We start from the raw sequence: 20,776 nt of genomic DNA, 5'->3' as shown, positions 1-20,776 counted from the left end.
GTGACTACTATCGCCTGTTTTTAGAATAAACTGAAGCAGTCGTCACTTTCCACGGTGTTTTTGTTCCCTGTAGTGATTCTGAATGTCCGATAAAAAGAATTCCGTCATCCAAACAGGACTGTGAAAGATTGATCGCAACTTTTTCCACCACGGCACGAGAAAAATAAATCATCACGTTTCGACAAAGGATCAGATCGAATTTTCCATCTGACTTCGAGTCTTCAACCAGATTAAAGGCCGAAAAAGTAATTTTGCTCTTTAGAGATGATTTTATTCTAAACCAGTCCGCAATCTCGCCTCTTCCATACTCGATAGATTTTTTTCTATACTCTTCAGGAATTTCAGATTCTTTGATCATGGAATAAACACCATTTTTAGCTTTCGCTAAAACATTGGTATCAATATCAGACGCAAAAATTTTATAAGTCATTCCTACCGGAAGCTTAGCTTCTAAAAACATGGCCAGCGTATAAGGCTCTTCGCCTGTTGAGCAGGCAGCAGACCAGACGTTTATTTCACTTTTTTTAGATTGAATCCACTTCGGGATCAGGACTTCTTCAATATATTGAAAATGTCTGATCTCTCTAAAAAAATCTGTTTTATTAGTCGTCATTAGATTAATAAAATTCTGCCACTCTCCATGATCTTCAGGAAGACTTTGCAGATAATTTCTGTAATCAGAATAAGAACCGAGGTCGCTATTTTTGAGATGAGAAGTTAAGCGCGTAAGCAGCAAATCGCGCTTCTTATCACTTAAAGTAATTCCCGCAAGCTTAAAGACGAGGGCCTGGAAATAGGCAAAGTCCTCGTCTTTAATAACTCTTTCGTCTTTTGAAAATTGGATCGCTAATTCACTCAAAAATTATACCTCTTCAAAACCTGGATGATCGTAACTTGGAAGAGATCCACCTGCCGCTTTTTTAGCTGGAGCAGCTTCATGTCTTGCATGAGCTACTTTTGCTGCTGGTGCTGATTTTTTGGCCGGTGCTTTAAAAGGCATCACTTTAGCTGTTGGCGTAGATTTATTCATTGTTGGTTTTGTCGGAGTCGATCTCACAACAGAATCATCCGTCGGTGCAGCCGTTCCGTTAATCGTTGCAACTAATAATAGAACCTGAGTCTTCAATGAAGATGCCTGAGATGATAATTCCTCGGCTGCACTTGCTGCTTCTTCAGATGTCGCTGCATTGGTTTGAGTTACCTGATCCAGTTGCCCCATGGCCTTTGTAATTTCCTGAATACCTTTTGACTGCTCGAAACTTGCATTTGAAATTTCACTTGCCATCGTTGCTACACTTGTAACGTTGATTACGATTTCGGCCAGAACTTCACCACATTCTTCAGCAACTTTTGTCCCTGCTGCAACTTTTTCTTTTCCGTCTGCAATCAGTACATCTACTTTGCTTTTCGTTTCCTGAACAATCGATTCTACCTTATGAACACTTGAAGCTAGCATTTCAGAAATTTCTTTAGCAGCGTTCCCACTCATCTGAGCAAGATTTCCTACTTCTTCAGCAACAACCGCGAATCCCTTACCTTGCTCACCAGCTCTCGCTGCTTCTACTGAAGCGTTGAAAGATAAAAGTTTAGTCTGGAAAACGATATCGTTAATAACTTTTGTTTTTGTTTCAATTTCCTGAATAACTTTCACGATTTCACCCATTTGATCATTTGAATGATTAATCTGAGTCATAATATTGTTATTACTTTCGTTGATCTGAGACATTGAATGAACCATTTCTGTAACAACTGTACGTCCTCTCTCTGCTTGTCTTTTTGATATTTCAGAATTCTCTGATGCTTTTTTCGCGTTTTCTGTATTGATGTTGACCATTGAGCTCATTTCTTCAACTGATGAAGATGTCTCTTCTAAAGATGAAGCCTGCTCTGTTGCTGCTTGAGAAAGCTCCTCAGAAGAAGAAGCAATTTGTCCTGCCGCTGAAGATACCTGTGCGCTCGATTCATCAAGAGCGTCACTGATTTGCTTAAGAGTTCCCACTAGAGAATTTGAAAAGAAGAAAGCTGCTGCAAAACCAATTGATCCCATAACAATAATTAAAGTTACGATAATCTTTGTAGCATTAGCACCACTCTCTTTTGCACTTTCGGCTGCATGTTTTGCTTGCCCCATGTGAAATTCTTTTAAAGCTGTACTACTTGTTCTCGTTTCATGAGCAAGTTCTACAATTTTATTGTTAATCAGATCATCGATTTTAGCCTGTGTTTCAGGATCTTTCTTCCCTGACTCTAGTAGAGTCATTGCTTGTTGAAATAAGTTAAAACCTTTATCAAGACCTGCACGAAATTTAGAATATATGACATCTTCACCCGGCAGAAACTCTACTTCCATATACTTCTTTTGAAATTCGGCATCACTTGTTAAACTACCTTTAAAAGATTTAATTGCAGCTTCTTTCCCTTCAAGGCCAGCATTAGAGTTCAGAATCATAACCTGAAGTCGTGCTGATCTGTAGTTCGAGTACATTTCAAGCATCAAAGATGTATTCGGGTAACTTGTATCAGTCACAACCGAAAAATCTTTAATAACTTTATTCATACTCCAATAAGAAACGGCCCCTAAAACAATCGAGACACTGACTAAAAAAGCTGAAAGCATCAGAAGCTTTGCTTTAATACTGAAATTTTTCATACATGTTCCTTGCTATAAAATTTGATACTGCGATTCATTCTTAGAAAACTTATCGTGCACATAAAAATCAAATTGATGGCCCAAGGGCCTATACATAAAACTTAAATTCTAATGTTAGATTTCATAGAGTTGAAAAAACAGGCCTAAGACAAAAGTGCCTTGTTTATAAATAAAAAATATCACTTTCTTTATTTTTCATTTCGAAAGGAATAATAACTACCTGATATTCATATAAAATTTGTTGATTGAGTTCCTGTGAAAGTTAGAAAAAACACACAAATGTAGGGGCTCTATTTTTTACTTAAATTACCAGCTATATTAAGAGTTATAAGGAAGTACATATGACAATTGAAACTCAACAAGACATCGTCGCGCTTAAGATCATCGGTAAAATCGTAGCTGATACATTAAAGCTTATGATGAAAGAAGCAAAAGCAGGAATGACTACTCTTGAGTTGGATGAAATTGGACGAGCTCACCTTGAAAAATTCAATGCTCAGTCTGCTCCTAAATACACTTACAACTTTCCTGGCACTACTTGCATTTCAATCAACGAAGACATCGCTCACGGCATCCCTGGTGATTACGTGATTAAAGATGGTGACCTGATCAATATTGATGTCTCTGCTGAACTAGATGGATACTTCGCCGACACTGGTGGATCTTTTGTACTGGGGAAATCGACTGATATTCAAAAGAAAGTCATGAAGGCCACAAGAGAAGCCTTAAATGCAGCGATTGCTGCTGCTACGGCCGGAGCTCCTTTAAATCTTATTGGAAAAGCGATTGAAAAAGTAGCGAGAAAACATAATTTAAAAATTATTGAAAACCTTGGAAGCCATGGAGTAGGACGCGCTCTTCATGAAGAACCAAAATTCATTGCTCCCTACTATGACCGCAACGACCGCCGCATCCTTAAAGAAGGACAAGTCATCACGATTGAACCCTTTCTATCAACTCACACAACTGAAGTTGAAGAAGGTGCAGATGGATGGACACTCTCAGGTGAGAAAGGAAATGTGGCCGCTCAGTACGAGCACACAATGATCATTACTAAGCACAAACCCATTATCCTGACTTAATTAAAAAAAGAGTCTCCGCTGCACTTTGTTTTTATAGTCGGCGTACTTCTCTTTATGAATTTTATAAAGATGTTCTTCTTCCAGTCTGATTTGAATTGTAACTAAGACAATTCCTAAAACAAGAATCATTAAATTAAGTGCAGTCGAATACACGAGAAAATTTCCAGACAGCGCAACAATCGTTGCTGCAAAAATAGGATTTCTCGTAAAAGAAAAAATTCCGTGAGTGCGCAATTCTGTGACTTGTTTATCATCAATCCCAATCCTCCACGAATCCTTCATTTGCACTTGAGCAGCACACATAAAAATTAATGAGAGGATCATAAGAATCCATCCTGCTAAAGTCGTATGCTCATGATTAAAAAACTCCGTGAATTTAAAAAACTCATATGAGAGCGCGCTGATAAAAATCAAAACAAACAAAAGCTTCATGTAGCTGCCTATCAAATCATGGGCGCTCTCACTGTTTTTAAAAGTAATGGGAACTACCCCATTTGCCCTATAAACCCTGACGGTAGGTAAAACAAAGGCCATGCAAAAGAAGATAATAAAGAAACCTAAAACCATTAAAACTCCTTAACTTTTAATAACTTATCTAATGTGAGAAAAATCAGCTTAAAAGAATTTTGAATTAAGCCGACAGTGTGTTTGAATATATAACATATAGTTTGAATACTCAAACTAAGATATAAGCGAGGTTGAGATGACGATCCAGAATGCTAAAAGTCTTGTAGGCCACATTCTTATCATTGAAAAACTAGTTCAAGAAATTAAGAACAAACGCCCTCTCATAAGTGATCAGCAAGCATTCACACTTGCGCATGCAATGATAGAAACTTTAGAAAGTCGTAACATCCCTCTTCCCACAGAATTCAGTAATGCCTCGTAAGTCTTCACCCGTCATACAAATGTAAGTAGTTTAGACACTACTTTATAAAAAAACAAATGCTACCATTTTTAGATTGCCCACCTAACCAATCATGGAGGCCTTTCTGAAAGCATTTCTCCTTATCATTTTATTTCTATGCACGCATGCTTACGCAGAAGCGGCCCAAGTTTCAGTTAAAAATATGGATACATGCTTCTCCCCTAGAGAAGATTGTGCTCAAAAATTAATTAGCGTTTTAAATATCGCAGAAAAAACATTAGATATCGCGATCTTTTCTATTACTCATTCAGACATTACGAATGCCATTATAGCTGCTAAAGAGCGCGGTGTAGTCGTGAGGGTGGTGGTCGATAAAGCTCAAGCTGGAGGTTCTAAATCTAAAACGAAGGAACTGATTGCTGCTCACATTCCTGTTAAAATCGGCAAGGCTTCAGGTGGTACCATGCACGACAAATTCAGCATCGTTGATGGAATGATGTTGCAGACAGGCTCATTCAATTACTCAATGAGTGCAGCAAACAACAACACAGAAAATCAAATCTACATTGCAGATAAAGATGCCATCCAAAGATACCAGGAAGATTTTGAAATTTTATGGAATGACGGTTCCCCGAAATCTAATCCAGCATCTCTGGGTGATTAAAGAAAATACTCCAGCCACGCTTATGTAGCGGTTTGTGACGGACGTAGAATGATGGGTAGTACATTTGAATGATGGACCTGACTTCATCACCTCTGGCGACCAGAATGAAATTATGTCCGTTCATCATAACAATGAGCTTATCGAGAATTTTTTTAATATGTTCGACATGTCCAAAGTCATAAATAAAATAAACATCTGTCTTGGGTAAAATAAAATCATCATCTAAAATATTGATGGTGTGAATTTCATGTGAGCTGCTATCAAGTGTATCAAGAACTCTTTCGGCCTCTTTGGCACGTTCAGAAACAATTTCATAACCTATGAACTTACATTCTGGAAAAAGCACTGAGGCCACAATTCCGATTCTGCCGTAAGCACATCCAAAGTCTGTAATCGATTTAATTTTGTAGCGAGTAATACTCGTTAGAATTTTATAAATTTCAGAATAAGGAGTTAAAAGAATTTGAGGATGTAATCCAATCCACGCCTCTGCTCCATCATCAAAAGATTTTTTCTCACCATCATAATCAGCGGCCATATAAAATGGTTTATATTGTTTGATGAGTTTTTGCTCAATCTTTAAGATTTTAAATCCTAACTGGCGGTCTATCATTTTTGAGTGTTCACGCTCGCGCATGTGTTCAGGAAGAACGAAAGAAAGAGACTGGGCATCGAACTTGGTTTTATCTAGCATTAATTCTTAGGGAAAAAGGTAAAAAAAAAGCCCATCATGTTGTTGATGGGCTCTATGGATTAAACTACCAGCGGCTGTTTGTTCTAGGCTTCGGTGCCATTTCTTTGGCTTCCGATACGTTCATATTGCGACCTTCGAATTCTGTTCCGTTAAGACCAGAAATTGCGTCAGCTGCTTCTGAGCTTGAAGACATTTCAACGAAAGCGAATCCTTTTGAGCGATTAGTATCGCGGTCGATGATTACTTTTGCTGATTGTACTGTTCCAAACTGTGCAAACTTATCTGATAATGTTTCGCTAGTAACTGAATAACCAAGGTTACCAACATAGATTTTTTGTGACATAAAAAAAACTCCAAATATAAATACGGCCACATAGTTGTGGCTAAAATTGTGTACGAATTAATGTTTTGATTTACTATTAGATTTTGATGAAAGATCGAATAAAAAACGAAATATTATTGTTTACGAGACCAATCTAACTCAATTTTATCCAAAAGATATACTTAATTTTACCTATTATTAGATTTTTCTAATTTATCAATGACTTAGTGGGCTACTTTTGTACACGAAGTAAATTGGTTTTTATAAAAACCAGGTTCCCCACTCATAATAGTGATTGTTCTCATAAATTTTGCGCTTTAAATTTTTTCTTCATGTTCATATGTTTACCCGAAATCATAAAAATTCCATCCCCCGTATAGTGAATCGTCTTAGGATATTTAGGAGTAATTGCAACATGTGCTTTGACGACTTCAAAGATAAAGAAATTATACTTTCCAAGCATTTTTCCATCAACCAGCTTGCACTCAAAATTCGCGTAACACTCTTTGATAAGAGGAGCTTGAACTATTTTTGCCTTAACGGGTGTGAGATTAAATTCTTCAAACTTATTGTGATCTTCCCTGCCGTGAGTATTACCAATACCGACAACTTCGTTAATCAAATCAACAGTCGGTATGTTGATCACACACTCTTTGCTCTTTTTAATCAATTCAAAACTGTGATTAGCGCTCGTAATCATGCAACCGATTAACGAAGGAGAAAACTCCAATACTGTATGCCAGCCCATAGTCATAATGTTTGTTTCGTTTTTATATTTGGAACTGACTAAGACGATGGGGCCAGGTTCTAAGTAGCGGCGAATTTTTGAAACGGGAAAATCGACTTTAGTAAAATTTTTCATAAGGCCTCCGCAGTTATGAATGCAAAAATGCGTCCATGACAGCGGAGGTTAATTCTTTATAAATTAAACGTCTTCGAATCCAGGGTGATCATAGCTTGGAAGATTTCCTACTGCTTTACCGCCATTAATGCCCGCTGCTGCTTTTTTAGGAGTGGCAACTGGTGCATGACTTACAACTTTCGCTGCAGGTTTTGGAGCTGGTGCCTTTTTCATAGGAAGCACATTACTCGCTTTGGGAGGTGTTTTTGTATTCGTATGCGTTTCAGTTTTCGTTTTAACTTTTGTAACGACTGGAATATTTTTACCATTTCCATTGATCACTGCAACCAAAGTTACAACTTGATCTTTAAGAGAGACGGCCTGAACTGATAATTGCTCAGCAGAGTGTGCAGCTTGCTCTGATGTTTGAGCATTGGTCTGAGTCACTTGATCCAGCTGCCCCATCGCTTTTGTGATTTCCTGAATCCCTTTAGATTGCTCATCACTTGCTACAGAAATTTCATTGGCCATTGTCGCAACATTAGAAACGTTTGCTACAATTTCAGCTAACACTTCCCCGCACTCTTCAGCAACTTTTGTTCCATTGCGAACCTTTTCTTTACCATCAGCAATTAATCCATCAACACTACTTCTTGTTTCATGAACGATGGCCTCTACTTTGTGAACACTTGAAGCAAGCATTTCTGAAATTTCTTTAGCAGCGTTCCCACTCATCTGAGCAAGGTTCCCTACTTCTTCAGCAACGACAGCGAATCCTTTACCTTGTTCACCAGCTCTAGCTGCTTCTACTGAAGCGTTGAACGATAGAAGTTTAGTTTGGAAAACGATATCATTAATAACTTTTGTTTTTGTTTCAATTTCCTGAATCACTTTTACGATCTCACCCATCTGTTCGTTAGATTTGTTGATCTGATTCATAATATTGTTGTTACTATCATTGATAAGAGACATTGATTGAACCATCTCTTCAACAACTGTACGCCCTCTTTCTGCCTGACGTTTTGAAAGTCCTGAATTCTCTGAAGCCTTTTTGGCGTTTTCAGTATTCACGTTAACCATTGAACTCATCTCTTCAACTGATGAAGATGTTTCTTCTAAAGATGAAGCTTGCTCAGTTACGGCCTGAGAAAGTTCTTGTGATGAAGCTGCAATTTGTCCTGCAGCTGATGAAACCTGTGTGCTTGAATCATCAAGAGCGTCACTGATAGCTTTTAGAGTTGCTGTTAACATATTTGAGAAAGTGAATGCTGTGACAAAACCAATCACGCCGAATATCAGAATGAGCATAACAGTTAACTTTGTAGCGCTAGCTCCTGCATCCTTCGCTTCATCTTCTGACTTTAAGGCCTGATTTTCATGAAACTCTCTTAATTTTTCTGCCGTGATTCTTGCCTGAACTCCATCAGTTCCCAATTTACCATTAACGATAGAAACCATCGTCGCAAGTGAAGCTGCATCTGTTTTATTTTCTTTATACATCTGCATGATTTGCTTAAAATCTTTATTGGCCTCATCAATTGTTTTTCTAAACTCTAAATAAAGTGCTTCTTCCCCTGGCAAGTAATCCTGTTCAAGGTATTTTTTATCAAGAGTTTTGTCTAGCTCCAGATTTTTTTCCATTAATTCATAAACATTCTTTTTAACATCAGCAGGAACATTTGGAGAGATCAGCTGACTCGCTTCAATTCTCGATGACCTGTAATTAGAAAACATTTGCAACATGGCCGATGTATTCGGATAGCTTATATCAGAGATAACAGAGTATTCTTTAATGACACTGCCCACACTCCAATATGAAACTCCACCAATCACGATAGAAATCGTAATTAAAAAAAGTGAAAGAGAAAGCAGCTTTGCCTTTAAGCTAAAGTTCTTCATCGCAAAAGTCCTCGTAGGTTTTTAGAATTTATTAAGTATAAAAGCTTATCGAAAATAATTTTTTTCTTATGATGGTGAATTTGAAAATTAAAATTAACTTAAGGATCAGCTTGTATTCACAGACTTAAAAAGCAAGCCTCAAGAGGCTTTTAAACGAGATTTGTAGGAAAATGAAAATTGGAATAAAAGAATAAAAAGTCCTTTCGGAAAAGTGCCCAAAAAGTGCGCTTGCAAAAGGATTCTGGATTATTTTTAATTAGTGAACTTCGACAACATCATACTGGCGAATTTCTTTCGGTGTTTCCACTTCAAAGCTATCTCCAGGCCCATGTCCTAAAGCTGCATCTCCTATTGGAGAAAACACAGAAATAACCAGAATAGGTTTGTCATCAATCATCAGCATTGATCCGCCTGATGTCGTCGATAGAAAATAAAATCTCTCATGACCATTACAACGAATGAGTCCCAGAGATCCTAATTGCATTTTCGTTGCCGGCTCAATAGAGATGGCCAGATCTTCTAACATTTGAATGTCTAATTTGATTTCTTCGACTCGTTTATTTTGAGCGCTTGCCAGATACGATGCTTCGATTGCGCGGGTGTCGTATTTGCCTTCAGATTTTAAGTCGTCGGCAGTGGCCAAGTCTTTGGTAGACTTGGCGGCACTTTCGACTTCTATTAATTCAGTATTTAATTTTTCAATTAACGTTTCAACTATCTTTTTCTTATCAATCACTACTGCAGCTCGCTTTCCACTTCTTTAGGATGTTTTTGATCAAACACTTCACGTGAAGTGATGATTGTTGTCCAGTTACCTTCGATCCAATTAACGATATCGCGCATTGGATTTAAAATACTAACTCCTAATTCAGTTAATTGATACTCAACTCTTGGAGGAACTTCAGCAAACATCTCGCGAGAGATTAATCCGTCTCTTTCAAGGTTTCTTAAAGTTGCTGTAAGCATTCTTTGTGAGATATCCGGAAGGCTTCTCTTAAGCTCAGAAAAGCGTGCGCGCTCTTTTGGCATTCTTGCTAACGTTAGGATTAGAAGAACACTCCACTTGTCTCCAAGGCGGCTTAAAAGCTCTCTAAGAGGGCAAACTCCGTGCTTAGTATCTTCCTTCTTTGATCCATCACATTTCTTAGCGAAAAACTCCTTTGGAGTCTGCTCACCAGCGTCTTTTAGCGCTTCATTTTCATTAATTTCGGCCGTAGCTTGACTATAAGTATCTAATTTCATAATAACCTCTTATTGTAGACTCAGTTCTTTATGTAAGCTTAGTATACAATCGTAACCATGACAATAGTTGGTGTAAAAAAGAGTCAATTAATCAAAAAAAAACCCCTCTATTGAGGGGTTTATAGTTTATTTCTTAACGGCCTGAACGGGGTCGGGTTGGGCCTCTTTGAGCTTAAACAATCGTGGATAACCCGATTGTTGGTAGCGATTCGAGATCAATTCAAAGAGATTTGCTCCGGTATCTTTTGAGATGTCATTTTTAATATCGTAGTCGTCTATATTACCGGCAGCTTTTTTTGCTGATTCATTGTACGCAGCTAATTCTTCTGCAGTCATTTTACCTGTTGATCCATTATCAACACCTGTTAATCCAAGATCCATTTTTTCTGATGACCCAGAGTTTATATTGATAGCATTTGCACCTGCTCCACCTTTTGCTCTAGCAAGAGCTGCAGCTAAGGCATCAGCTTCTGCTTTTTTAGCAGCAGCATCACTCGCACTTGTATTCGCAGCTGCTAATCCAGAAAAGCCTCTTCCACCTTGTAAGTTGGCGGCCATTCCATTTGCAGTCGTACCGCTCTTTTTAAGATTATCGTTAACTGCTTTTTCCATTTGATCAGATAATTTTTTTGATTCAGCATCGATATTGAATCCACTTCCAGATTTTTTCAAAGCGGCCGCTGTAGCAGCTCTTGCTTTGTCCATTGCTGATTTTAGCGCATTAGACTGACCTGCTAATTTCGAAGCATTGTTTAATGCTCCTGCTGAAATAGTAGAAGTTCCACTTAGTCCATCGGCAGTTTTCATAATGCTTGATAACTGAAGTTGTGATTCAGCATTTAAACCTTCATAGCTTGGAAGATCTTTTACTGTATCTTCGAATGGCTTACACTTCTGACCTTCTTCTCCTGTCCCACATGGTAGTGTTCCATTCACTGCTTTTGATAAATCTACCGCTTCATAATTAACAGCATTAGCTGCTCCATTAATTGCTGGTTTAAGAGATGATTGGATTTGTGGTGATGCCGTTGTTGCTGCGATCTGAGTTCCTGTTGCACCGTCTGCCATTGAGTACATTGCTTTTAAAATCTCATCAATTTTTTTAATGTTCGAATCAATCTGTGCAATAACATTATTAGTTGATGTTGTAGCAGCAAAAGTTAATGCAGAAAGAATTCCCCAAACGATGGCACGATGTTGTGGAATTAACATATACATATCGATAGCTGGTCCAATTGTCGCCGAAGTTGCAAGGATAAATGAAATGGCTAAACTTGAAGCAATCCCCATTGCACTAAATAGTGCAGCGTTGGCCTGAGGAAAAATAAAATCTGTAATCTTGCTTAACATTCCATCTGACGATTTTTGTGGCGAATTCGACTGACCTTTTTTTGCAAGTTCAATAAACTCTGTTTCATTAGCAAACATTCTTTTATAGATTGCTGGAAGCGCCTTATATGTAACTGCTGCATTGGCTTCAACGAGCAAACGCCCGGACGATTCACCTTTTACATTGTTAGGAACTAAAAGATTACATGCCTTAACCGGAACGGCCATTATCTTTGAATCAGTTAAACATACAACAGGTATTGTATTTAATTGCACACCAAGCGTTGCCTCTGTAGCAACAGCTTTTGTCAATAATGGAATTGATGGTCCAATTGACTGGCGACCCATCTCATAACTCATTACTGATTGTTGATAAGTCGTAATTGAGGCAGTACATGCTGCCAGCTCTGCATAACATGGAGGAGCCTTTGCTGCCGAAGCAGGATTTGAAGCATACCCCTGACAGATTGCTGCTACGGCTTTTGATAATCCTAACCCTGTACCTATTCCCGCTGTACATGTCGAAAGCGCAGCTAGGTCACCTGCGGCCATTGTATAAGCTGCAACTGCTGCTGCTGCGAAGGCTGCTGCTGCTGCCATCTGTAACATCTTTTTTTGATTGGCAGTCTTCTTCGCTTCTTCGTAAGTTTTTTTCAATCTTTCGATTGATTCAATTTGTTCTTTATTAACATTTCCAGCTTTGTCGCGGGTGATCTGCTCTTCCATTCCTTTAAGAACATCTTTAAGTCCTACGAAAGCTAAAACTTCACCTGCAAGAAAAATCGCTCCACCAGCTGCTGCCAGCATAATATCGACTGTTGGTTTGTATGTGTACATACGTTGCGCTAAAACCCCAACAACCGTCATGGTAAGAGTTCCCATTAAATCTGAGTCGTTAATTTTTTCCGTCTTAACTGATTCTGCCATCGCAGAGTTAATCATCGCGCCCTTGTAGCTGAAGTCCAGCAACAATAAGGAACCCGACAATACGGAAACGAGAAGTGTTTTATAAAGTAGCTTCAACATACGTGCCTCGATCTTGTTAAAAAACCTAGTTCTTAGACGGCTCTTCTTCAAGAAGTTTTGGGTAACCTGATTTAATATATCTTCCAGAAATTAATTCAAATAATGATGGACCAAATTCACCGTTGATTTCCTGTGATTTGATATCGTATTCTTTTGCGGCCCCACCAGAAGAAGCAACTTCTCCCATTGATAGGCCGTCACCAGGTGTTTGTTCTTTGAAATCTAATTTTAAAGATGAAGCATCTCTATCGCTTCCAGCTCCGTCTTGAATATTAATTGGACTGCTCTTCACTGATAATTTGTTTCCAGTTGCTGGAGTAATATCTTTTTTAGCGAGAGAAGAATCAATTGGAGTTGATCCGATACTTGCCATAAAAGTTGTTGCTGTCATACCTTTACTTGCTAAGTCTTTTTTAATTTTTGCGGCCAAGCCTTTTTGAAATTTTTCCTGCTTTTTTTCATATGAATTTTTTGAACCGAGTCTCTTATTCATTGCATCCAATTGGTTTCTTAAAAGCTTTGCGACTGCATTTTGTTTAGCACCTAATGCCTCTGCATTTGAAAGTGTTGAACCGCTAATTGAATTTGCACCATTCAAGCTATCACCTAGAGCTACAGATTGAGATGCAATGTCTTTAAACGAATCTGGCAAATTAGCAAAACCTGGCATTGAAGTCAGCTTGTTCGCCAACACTTCACAGTTAGTTGAACTATTATTGGCCATACAATCAGTTCTCTGTGTCGAATCAGTTGAAAAAGATATTGGCGCCACGGCACTAGGATTGATTGTCGAAAGATTGATACCTTGTTGACTAATATTTTGGGCCTTCACTCCCTTTGCCAGTTTATTTAAGTCGGCCAGGATTGCATCGATCTTTGCAATGTTAGCATCTAATTTCTTTATAACGTTATCTGATGACTTCGCTGACATTAAAGAAACACCTGCTAATAATCCCCAGGCAACTGCTCTATTTAAAGGCACAAACATTTGAGTATCAAGTGCAGTCATTGTAGTACCAGAAACAAGCGTAATGGCAGCTAATGTAGCAGCTCCGTATCCTAGCAATTGAAGCGTTCCCGCTTCTGCTTTAGGGAGTAGAAATCCTAAAACTTTATCAAGTAATGTTTTTTTATTTTCTTCTAATTTATGATTCTTATCAAAAGCATAAACAGGTTGTTTCATGAATTTTTTGAAAAAATCACTATTCACACCACGTAGTCTATCTCCTGGTGCTTTAGCATTCGTTTGATTTGCAATCATTATATTAACTGAACCTTCAGTACATGTTTCCTTAATAGATAATCCAACTTCTTTACTCGCAACTCCAGGATCAACTGCACAAATAGGTGCCTGTAAAAATGTTTCATTACTAGCAATTTTTTCATCAGCAAAAAAACTAAACATCGGAACAGCACGTTGATTAATATATTTCAAATACTCCACATTATAAGCTTTCAAATCTGTCAAACATTTACCACATGAAGTAGCTTCAGATGCTGCTGCTCCACTAGCTCCAGCTGCAACACAGTTACTAAGTTTTAGATCTGCTGCTTCAATAGCACCTTTACAAGCTGCAACTGTAGCATCCTCTGACATATGCATGTAAGCGGCCATTCCTCCAGCAACTGCGAAACCAGTAGCAGCACCAAGCTGAAGTATTTTTTTAATACCTATCGTTTTTTTAGCCTCTTCATAAGAAGCTTTTAAATCCTTTAAACGCTTAACTTGTTCTTCGTTTACTTCACCATTGTTTTTCTTTTCAACTTCAACAGTCATCGCTTTTATTGTGCCATTGAACTTAATAGTCGTTAAAAGTTCACCTGCAATATAAGCTGCTCCAGCGGCCGCTGCAACGATAACGTCCATAGTTAAAGGTCTATAATAAATAATCATTCTTCCAGTGATAATTCCAGCAGCGATCATCGCAACAGAAGCGATCATGTCGGTATCACTTACTTCATCAAACTTATGACTTGTCTTCGCAGTGATAACCCCATTATTATCCGTCGTTGTCTGTGTCGGCGCTTCACCAGCTAAAGCAATTGCCGGACTAAAAGATAACAACGATCCTGAAATAACTGATATCAACAATGTCTTATAAAGATGTTTCAACATAACAGTACCCACCATAAAGGTTATATAAATCTATTTTACAGTATAACCCGTTAAGATCTTAAAAGATGGAAGGTAATATTGACCTAAACTCTAGGATTTCAGTCAGGTAGAAGACTTTGGGAGGGGTTGTAGAATGCCTATATTTGTTGGCTTACTGCTTACAGCAGAATCCTCCAAAAGGGCTACTCGCTGGGATGTTAGGAGTGAAGTTTCCATAGATCATTGGAGGGCCTTTTTGTCCGATTTGTCTCCAGCCAGATTTTGCTTCATAAACCATCATCGCGGCCGTAGAAACATCTACTATATTGTGAACAGCTCCAAAGACAATGTCCCCTGTCCATACGTTAGTCCACTCAGCAAGAGTGGCGGCCGGTAGAGAGTCCATAGCAGCACTAAGCTGACGGTTTTTACAAAGCTCTGCACCTTCAGTCATACATGCCGACATTTGTGTAGGTAAAACAGCATCTGCTTTTATTGTCGTATTGATACAAAATGAATTTGTTCCATGAGTGTTGCTGGCAGCGACTAATGTATAACTAGCTGGGCATCCAGTCAGTCCACCCGATCCACCACCGCCACCTGATCCAAATGCAGTCCACGCAGTAGCATTACAAAACTCCATCACTTTCGTTCCTGAGTTATAACGTTGTTGTCCTTCATTAGCTGCATTACAAGTTGAAGATGTATTACCGAATTTAACTTCACCGGCAACATCAAGTTTTGCAGCAGGAGTTGTCGTTGACCCGATACCAACATTTCCATTCTGATCAACGATCATTCTTTGCACTGCGATTTTAGTACCATTACCGGCAGTGTAGAAAGTTAGATTAGTTCCAGCAGCTGTAGATGAAAATAATTCTGTAGCATTTGCCCAGATCGCGGCCCCTTCATTATAATTTCCAGCTGTATCTGCACTACCATTAAAGCTGAAAGCACCAATTGTTTCTCCTGATCTAAGCGGAGCACTTACAGAAGTGTTACCTCGCATGTTAATCAAAGAAAAAGAAGGATTACCAGCATTACCAGTTGAAGGTGATCCAGCATAATTTAAAACTCTGATAGCAGGATATCTTGCAGTGTTTGTGCTCGTGTTATCACTAATGATGTCTGCCACTGCTTCTGAGTTCGCACGATAAACTCCAAAATCATTCCACGGAGTATAACCAAGTCCAACATCACCATTGTCTTTCATGTAAAATTTAGAAGTAAAAGTTCCACCTGTTCCAGTCCATGAAGTACCAGATCCCATTTCAACTGTTCCATTAGAAGAACGAATAATCGCAGGATGGTTTGCTCCGGTAGAGTTTTGATTCCCCATCAATAAATACTGCGTTCCTGATGCATTCGTAATTGAGAAGGTATCTGCGACACTTAATTGTTGTCCAGGAGTACTCGTACCAACGCCGACAGATCCTGCAGTGTAGTTCAGTGAACTACTTGCTCCTTTATTCCACACACCAAGAGCGGTCACCGAATTATCTACATATGTTTTGTTAGCAGCATCTGCTCCAACAAGTGGTGGATTCGCAACGCTTAAGTTTGTCGCTGTAACAGTTGTTGCCGTTAAGCTTGAGGCCGTAATCGCCTGTGCACCGTTAGTTTTATCGGCCTTACTTGTTCCTTGATTTGTAATTTGCGCCTGAAGATTTGCCAGGGCCACTAGTAGTGTATCCCCTGCTGCAATTACAGTATTTGATCCTGCCGCAAGTCCAGTAAGTGTTTGTGAAACCACATTATTAAGTTGTGCTTGAAGTTTTCCAAACGCAACTTGAATTGTATCTGACGTTGCGATTGTCGAGTTCGTTAATGTCGGAGCAGTAATCGTCGTCCCTAGTGCATTGGCATTGGTGTAATATAAATTAGTCGAGCCTTGTGCGATATTATCAGTTGTTAAAACAACTGCACCTGTTTGAGTGTTAACACTCGATACGGCACCACCGCCTCCACCCGCTGCAATCCACGATGTATTTCCTGCACCATCAGTTGATAAAACATATCCATTTGTTCCACCAGATGATGGCAATACAAAATTATATGCTCCGCTCGTTGCATGTGCTCTTACTGTTATATAGTTTGCACTTGTCGATCCTTTCATTTTTAAATCAGTATCAAGACTTACAGAACCGGCAACTGTTCCACCTGCTGTCTTATCAAGTTTTGTGGCCACCGCTGTATTCACATACGACTGACTTACAGCAGATGTTAATCCAAACGGAGTTCCATTAACTTTAATATCACCTAAGCTTGTCGCATCGACCGTACCAGTTAATGTCACGGCACCAGAAAGCGTATCAGTAGAATTTTTTACTAAATAATTTGATCCACCACCAGAAAGAGTGTTGATCTGGTTTTGGGTTTTTCCAAATGCCTGCACAATAGAATCACCAGCAGCAATCGCACCCACAAGAGTATTATCAAATCCAGTAATCAAAGTGGCACGTGCACGCGCCTCTGTAAAATACAGTGCTCCACTTTCAGGAACGACAGATGTATTTAATGTTGCGAGAGTTTTATCTCCACGTAAATATTGTGCAGCTGTTCCACCAGTAGGTAGCGCAGCTTCTTTGGTATTAAAAGTATTCCAATCAGCAGAAGATAAATATCCATTAGTCGAAGTGCTTGCTTGAGAAATCGAAAGTGCCGGCGTAGTCGTTGCTGTCGCAACAATTAATGGCGGTGTAACTGATACAGTTGTGACTGTTCCACTACCACCAGCTGTGACAGTTCCTGGTATCCATGTTGAAGTTGCGCTATTGTATTTTAAAACCATTCCATTTGTCGGAGCTGGGCTTGATAAATCAACGTCTGATAATTGAGTGAGACTGTAATCCCCTTCTTGTTTTGAAACTGAATTTCTTACGTGCTCGAATGTTCCAAGCGCCGTACTGTAAACAATCCAGTCTCCAATATTATAATGAGTCCCACCACCAGTAGTTTCTACATTAACAATGTAATAGTCACCACCAACAGCACCCGATGGAAATCCGGCAACGTCAGTTGCATCCCACGTTCCTCTATACTGAAGGCCACTTAAATTAAGCGCACGAGGTTCCCACTTATGATTTGAACTATTAAAAGTCAGGACATCTCCTTCCTGCGCTGTTATTGAGCAATCAAAACCTCTTCCGTTAAAGACGGCATCACATAATGAAAAGTTCACAACGAATGTTGAAGCAGCACTGGCGTCTGACAAAACAAAGTCTAACAATTTTCCGGCAGCAAAAGTTATATTGCTTAAAGTGTTCGCTACAAGTTTTGTATTTGTTTTTGATTCAATCTGAGTTGAAGTTAATGTTGATCCATCTTTCACTTGAAAATTTACAACTGAGTTTAAGTTCACTCCAGTGATAATAATTTGATGATCAATAATTTGAATATTAGATACGGAAACTTTACCAGAGGTAGTCAATGGCATCTTAACATCAACGCTGGACTTACAAGACCAGAGCGATAAACAAAATATAAGTAAATATAACTTTAGTGTGCGCATATTTTTTGATAGTAACATGGGTTCAAAAAATATTAAGAACATGGATATGAAGAAATTTTTACCCCGGAAGTATCACACTACGAGTTTTATTTAACCACTTCTTCGCTTTCTTACGGTCTTCCTTCTTAGAATATCCCAGCTTACTGCCTCTTTTATAAGATGAGAGACTTGGATTGAGTGCGCATTCCATTTGAAACTTGATCATCTCCTGAAAAACAATAATCATTTGATCTTCTTGCTTAAACGTTTGCTCAATTCCTCTTCTATTACACTCTTGGATAAAGAAGTGAATCGACTCGAGTGTTGATAAACAATACTCTGCAGGCTGTTCCTTAATTTCAAAAATTGAAGTGTGAGTGGCCGTAAAAGACACTCTAGGAAGTGCGCGAATGTTCTTAGAAAGTCTCATCATTTTCTTAGCACAAGGCCAAGTGCCATCAATTAGAAACACTATGACATTTTTCTTATCATTAAATAAATTCTGAATGGGAGTCACATCATGTTCAGAAACATTGATCGACTTCTCACCAGGGTACATCGTCATACAATAGTTATTGGGATCGTTGATCAGGTCATTTACTTCCTTGTCTTCAGTGAAATCTACTCCCATGATCATTCCAGAATTCTTGAGCATCGCGAGTGAGATTCTACCCGTTCCCATTTTTTCTTTCTTTGCTTCCATTGGGTGCATCAGAATAATGAACTTGAACTTTGTATCAAAAGGTTTAATAAAACTGCATAAACAGTTTTTCTGCAAACGATGACATTCATAACAAAAACTCTCGCGGGCGTGTTTAGTCGCCTCAATCGCTTGAGCTCTCTCTTCTTTCATCTTTAAGTAAGTTGCCTTATCCAAGTTTTAATCCTGCATAAACTTCTTCATCAAATCCAACCGCAATCGTCTTATTCTTGTTTTCCAGAATAGGTCTTTTAATCATTGATGAGTTTGCAATCATGAAATCAATTTGTTTTGAAGGGGAAAGAGTTTCATACTCATCTTTTAACTTTCTAAATGTTGTTCCTTTTTTATTCACAGGAAGTTCACCCAAAAAATCAATCCACTTATTAACTAATTCTTTTGTCGGTGGCGTTTTCTTGAAATCGACGAATTCATAAGCAATTTTCTTTTTGTCCAAAAAGGCACGGGCCTTTTTAACAGTGTCACAATTTGGGATAGCGTACATAGTAAGCATTAAACTTCTGCCTTTTTAAAAATGATGATTGATTTATTATCTGTATATAAAAGTTCTAAGTTGAATTCCTTCATCAGGAATTCAAACGTGCTGGCCTGATAAAAAACGATATGAGTTGCATCGTTTTTATACCACCATTTCTTGAAATCAATTTCCGGTGAATAAAATAAAGTCATGATAGCAAGAATGCCATTGTCTTTTACCAGACTCACTAGAGTCTCCCAGTCTTGTCTGGGATTTTTGAAATGCTCAACTACTTCAGTGGCCGTCACAACATCGTACGATTCTGGTATTAATAAATGTCCGTCAGGAAAAAAGATTGGATCATAATTTTCTACATTACCGCCTTCTTCTTCAAGCAGCAGGCATAATGTCGGTCCCGGTCCACATCCAAAATCAAGAGCATCGAATTTCTTCGGAAGAAATGGTTTTAGTGGTGGAATGATCTTTCTTAAAAACTCAACATAACCCTGATCATTGCTGTCATTGTTATGAGTTGTGTATCGATGAACATCTTGTTCATGAGAAAAAAAGTTTTCTGGATTCTTAAATACAAGATTGCACTCAGGACACAAAAAAGTATCGAGTTCAAAAGGATTTGAATCGGTGTGGCACAATAGGCAATTCATTGGGAATTTTTACTATATCTCGTGATCTTTGGAAATCGGTTTTTTGCCTGCAATTCGGCCAAAAACACTCTTCAAAATACTCGCATTTTCTTTAGCGTGCTTAGCTTTTAACACCTTAGAAAGCATCATCGGTAAAGTCCCGCTTTCTTTTGCCAGAGCAAAGGCCCCAACAATGGCCATATCCGCTTCTTGAGTCTTAACTAAACGTAGGGCACCGTCTCCGGAATTTGTACTTGTATCACATTGAGCGGCGTCGCCAAGAACTGCATTTGTTCTGCAAACTGACGGACGATCCTTATACACTTTACATGCACCCTGATCATCGAGAAAAACGCAGCGTCTTTCTTTATAAGGGATCGCAAAAAATGCATCGGTATCATTCCCTGCAAGAGATTGATGCTCTAATAATTTGTAATTGATTTCCACACCATTGCTGATGTTATGAGCGAGAAGTTCGGCTTCATCCTCAGTGACACTCACTTGAGTATGGCAACAACCAGTACACCCTGCTTTACATGGCATTAATTCTTTAACGATGGGATGAGAAAATATTTTTTGATTGTATTCATCAACTACGTTGTGAACAAAACGGGCACGCTCTAAACTACTTTTTATTTTGTTTAGATGTGTAATCATCGTCTCTGTGATTTTCAGAAACTCTGGCTGATTCCTTAGAAGCTCAAAAGTGCTTTTAGCTATGGCCGGGACATTCATAATTCTCCTCGCAGGAG

18 protein-coding genes and 1 pseudogene are annotated in these 20,776 nt (G+C 38.7%); 3 read left to right on the top strand and 16 right to left on the bottom strand.

From position 1 onward, the window contains the following. Positions 1-7: 7 nt before the first annotated feature. Positions 8-859, bottom strand: a complete 852-nt coding sequence (locus SHI21_RS12155; RefSeq protein ID WP_323576860.1) for a CheR family methyltransferase — start codon at positions 857-859, stop codon at positions 8-10. A 396-nt stretch (positions 860-1,255) separates the two neighbouring features. Then, a pseudogene (locus SHI21_RS12150) lies at positions 1,256-2,638 on the bottom strand (HAMP domain-containing methyl-accepting chemotaxis protein); the annotation flags it as partial. A gap of 353 nt (positions 2,639-2,991) precedes the next feature. Between SHI21_RS12150 and map the strand changes: the two are divergent. Beyond that, a complete protein-coding gene (gene map / locus SHI21_RS12145) occupies positions 2,992-3,732 on the top strand; it encodes a type I methionyl aminopeptidase (protein ID WP_323576858.1) in 741 nt (246 codons plus the stop codon). Here map and SHI21_RS12140 read toward each other — a convergent pair whose 3' ends face one another. Beyond that, positions 3,733-4,299: a methyltransferase family protein gene (locus SHI21_RS12140; protein ID WP_323576857.1), complete on the bottom strand. Its 567-nt coding sequence runs from the start codon at positions 4,297-4,299 to the stop codon at positions 3,733-3,735. It abuts the gene before it with no gap. A 136-nt stretch (positions 4,300-4,435) separates the two neighbouring features. On the opposite strand from SHI21_RS12140, the gene SHI21_RS12135 reads away from it, so the two are divergent. Further along, positions 4,436-4,621, top strand: coding sequence for a hypothetical protein (locus SHI21_RS12135; protein WP_323576856.1), 186 nt, complete (start codon positions 4,436-4,438; stop codon positions 4,619-4,621). A gap of 91 nt (positions 4,622-4,712) precedes the next feature. Then, the gene (locus SHI21_RS12130) at positions 4,713-5,264 is read left to right on the top strand and encodes a phospholipase D-like domain-containing protein (RefSeq protein WP_323576855.1); all 552 of its coding nucleotides are present in this window, start codon (positions 4,713-4,715) and stop codon (positions 5,262-5,264) included. Here SHI21_RS12130 and SHI21_RS12125 read toward each other — a convergent pair. The 13 genes from SHI21_RS12125 to SHI21_RS12065 all read right to left on the bottom strand — a co-directional run bounded on the left by SHI21_RS12125 (position 5,239) and on the right by SHI21_RS12065 (position 20,759). After that, complete coding sequence (locus SHI21_RS12125) at positions 5,239-5,958, bottom strand: hypothetical protein (protein ID WP_323576854.1); 720 nt, start codon at positions 5,956-5,958, stop codon at positions 5,239-5,241. The two genes, SHI21_RS12130 and SHI21_RS12125, sit on opposite strands and share 26 nt — an antisense overlap. 64 nt (positions 5,959-6,022) lie before the next feature. Beyond that, a complete protein-coding gene (locus SHI21_RS12120; RefSeq protein WP_323576853.1) occupies positions 6,023-6,301 on the bottom strand; it encodes an RNA recognition motif domain-containing protein in 279 nt (92 codons plus the stop codon). Positions 6,302-6,581: 280 nt separating this feature from the next. Beyond that, positions 6,582-7,142, bottom strand: coding sequence for a flavin reductase family protein (locus tag SHI21_RS12115; RefSeq protein WP_323576852.1), 561 nt, complete (start codon positions 7,140-7,142; stop codon positions 6,582-6,584). A 63-nt stretch (positions 7,143-7,205) separates the two neighbouring features. After that, positions 7,206-9,020 carry a methyl-accepting chemotaxis protein gene (locus tag SHI21_RS12110; RefSeq protein ID WP_323576851.1) on the bottom strand — a complete coding sequence of 605 codons (1,815 nt, stop codon included), beginning with the start codon at positions 9,018-9,020 and terminating at the stop codon, positions 7,206-7,208. A gap of 256 nt (positions 9,021-9,276) precedes the next feature. After that, positions 9,277-9,756, bottom strand: coding sequence for a GreA/GreB family elongation factor (locus tag SHI21_RS12105; RefSeq protein WP_323576850.1), 480 nt, complete (start codon positions 9,754-9,756; stop codon positions 9,277-9,279). Continuing rightward, a complete protein-coding gene (locus tag SHI21_RS12100; protein WP_323576849.1) occupies positions 9,756-10,262 on the bottom strand; it encodes a winged helix-turn-helix transcriptional regulator in 507 nt (168 codons plus the stop codon). Before SHI21_RS12100 ends, SHI21_RS12105 begins: the two co-directional genes overlap by 1 nt. A 126-nt stretch (positions 10,263-10,388) precedes the next feature. Continuing rightward, a complete protein-coding gene (locus tag SHI21_RS12095; protein ID WP_323576848.1) occupies positions 10,389-12,617 on the bottom strand; it encodes a hypothetical protein in 2,229 nt (742 codons plus the stop codon). Positions 12,618-12,642: 25 nt separating this feature from the next. Continuing rightward, positions 12,643-14,733, bottom strand: a complete 2,091-nt coding sequence (locus SHI21_RS12090; protein ID WP_323576847.1) for a hypothetical protein — start codon at positions 14,731-14,733, stop codon at positions 12,643-12,645. 151 nt (positions 14,734-14,884) lie between these two features. After that, positions 14,885-18,148, bottom strand: coding sequence for a beta strand repeat-containing protein (locus SHI21_RS12085; RefSeq protein WP_323576846.1), 3,264 nt, complete (start codon positions 18,146-18,148; stop codon positions 14,885-14,887). Between the two features lie 133 nt (positions 18,149-18,281). After that, entirely contained in the window at positions 18,282-19,079 is a 798-nt protein-coding gene (locus SHI21_RS12080) for a tRNA-uridine aminocarboxypropyltransferase (RefSeq protein ID WP_323576845.1), read from the bottom strand. Continuing rightward, on the bottom strand, positions 19,072-19,416 hold the full coding sequence (locus SHI21_RS12075; protein ID WP_323576844.1) for an arsenate reductase family protein: 345 nt from the start codon (positions 19,414-19,416) through the stop codon (positions 19,072-19,074). Before SHI21_RS12075 ends, SHI21_RS12080 begins: the two co-directional genes overlap by 8 nt. Next, positions 19,416-20,045, bottom strand: coding sequence for a class I SAM-dependent methyltransferase (locus SHI21_RS12070; protein WP_323576843.1), 630 nt, complete (start codon positions 20,043-20,045; stop codon positions 19,416-19,418). Before SHI21_RS12070 ends, SHI21_RS12075 begins: the two co-directional genes overlap by 1 nt. Positions 20,046-20,057: 12 nt before the next feature. Then, positions 20,058-20,759 carry a YkgJ family cysteine cluster protein gene (locus tag SHI21_RS12065; RefSeq protein ID WP_323576842.1) on the bottom strand — a complete coding sequence of 234 codons (702 nt, stop codon included), beginning with the start codon at positions 20,757-20,759 and terminating at the stop codon, positions 20,058-20,060. Positions 20,760-20,776 lie beyond the last annotated feature (17 nt).

This window comes from Bacteriovorax sp. PP10, assembly GCF_035013165.1.
Lineage (GTDB): Bacteria > Bdellovibrionota > Bacteriovoracia > Bacteriovoracales > Bacteriovoracaceae > Bacteriovorax > Bacteriovorax antarcticus.
Note: the sequence above shows the minus strand (reverse complement) of the source record. Positions and strands in the feature narration are given on the sequence as shown.

Bases quoted from the DNA above. Each gene is read 5' to 3' on its own strand.
- map (WP_323576858.1), top strand. From the start codon at position 2,992: ATGACAATTGAAACTCAACAAGACATCGTCGCGCTTAAGATCATCGGT.
- SHI21_RS12140 (WP_323576857.1), bottom strand. From the start codon at position 4,299: ATGGTTTTAGGTTTCTTTATTATCTTCTTTTGCATGGCCTTTGTTTTA.
- SHI21_RS12135 (WP_323576856.1), top strand. From the start codon at position 4,436: ATGACGATCCAGAATGCTAAAAGTCTTGTAGGCCACATTCTTATCATT.
- SHI21_RS12130 (WP_323576855.1), top strand. From the start codon at position 4,713: ATGGAGGCCTTTCTGAAAGCATTTCTCCTTATCATTTTATTTCTATGC.
- SHI21_RS12125 (WP_323576854.1), bottom strand. From the start codon at position 5,958: ATGCTAGATAAAACCAAGTTCGATGCCCAGTCTCTTTCTTTCGTTCTT.
- SHI21_RS12120 (WP_323576853.1), bottom strand. From the start codon at position 6,301: ATGTCACAAAAAATCTATGTTGGTAACCTTGGTTATTCAGTTACTAGC.
- SHI21_RS12115 (WP_323576852.1), bottom strand. From the start codon at position 7,142: ATGAAAAATTTTACTAAAGTCGATTTTCCCGTTTCAAAAATTCGCCGC.
- SHI21_RS12110 (WP_323576851.1), bottom strand. From the start codon at position 9,020: ATGAAGAACTTTAGCTTAAAGGCAAAGCTGCTTTCTCTTTCACTTTTT.
- SHI21_RS12100 (WP_323576849.1), bottom strand. From the start codon at position 10,262: ATGAAATTAGATACTTATAGTCAAGCTACGGCCGAAATTAATGAAAAT.
- SHI21_RS12095 (WP_323576848.1), bottom strand. From the start codon at position 12,617: ATGTTGAAGCTACTTTATAAAACACTTCTCGTTTCCGTATTGTCGGGT.
- SHI21_RS12090 (WP_323576847.1), bottom strand. From the start codon at position 14,733: ATGTTGAAACATCTTTATAAGACATTGTTGATATCAGTTATTTCAGGA.
- SHI21_RS12085 (WP_323576846.1), bottom strand. From the start codon at position 18,148: ATGCCATTGACTACCTCTGGTAAAGTTTCCGTATCTAATATTCAAATT.
- SHI21_RS12075 (WP_323576844.1), bottom strand. From the start codon at position 19,416: ATGCTTACTATGTACGCTATCCCAAATTGTGACACTGTTAAAAAGGCC.
- SHI21_RS12070 (WP_323576843.1), bottom strand. From the start codon at position 20,045: ATGAATTGCCTATTGTGCCACACCGATTCAAATCCTTTTGAACTCGAT.
- SHI21_RS12065 (WP_323576842.1), bottom strand. From the start codon at position 20,759: ATGAATGTCCCGGCCATAGCTAAAAGCACTTTTGAGCTTCTAAGGAAT.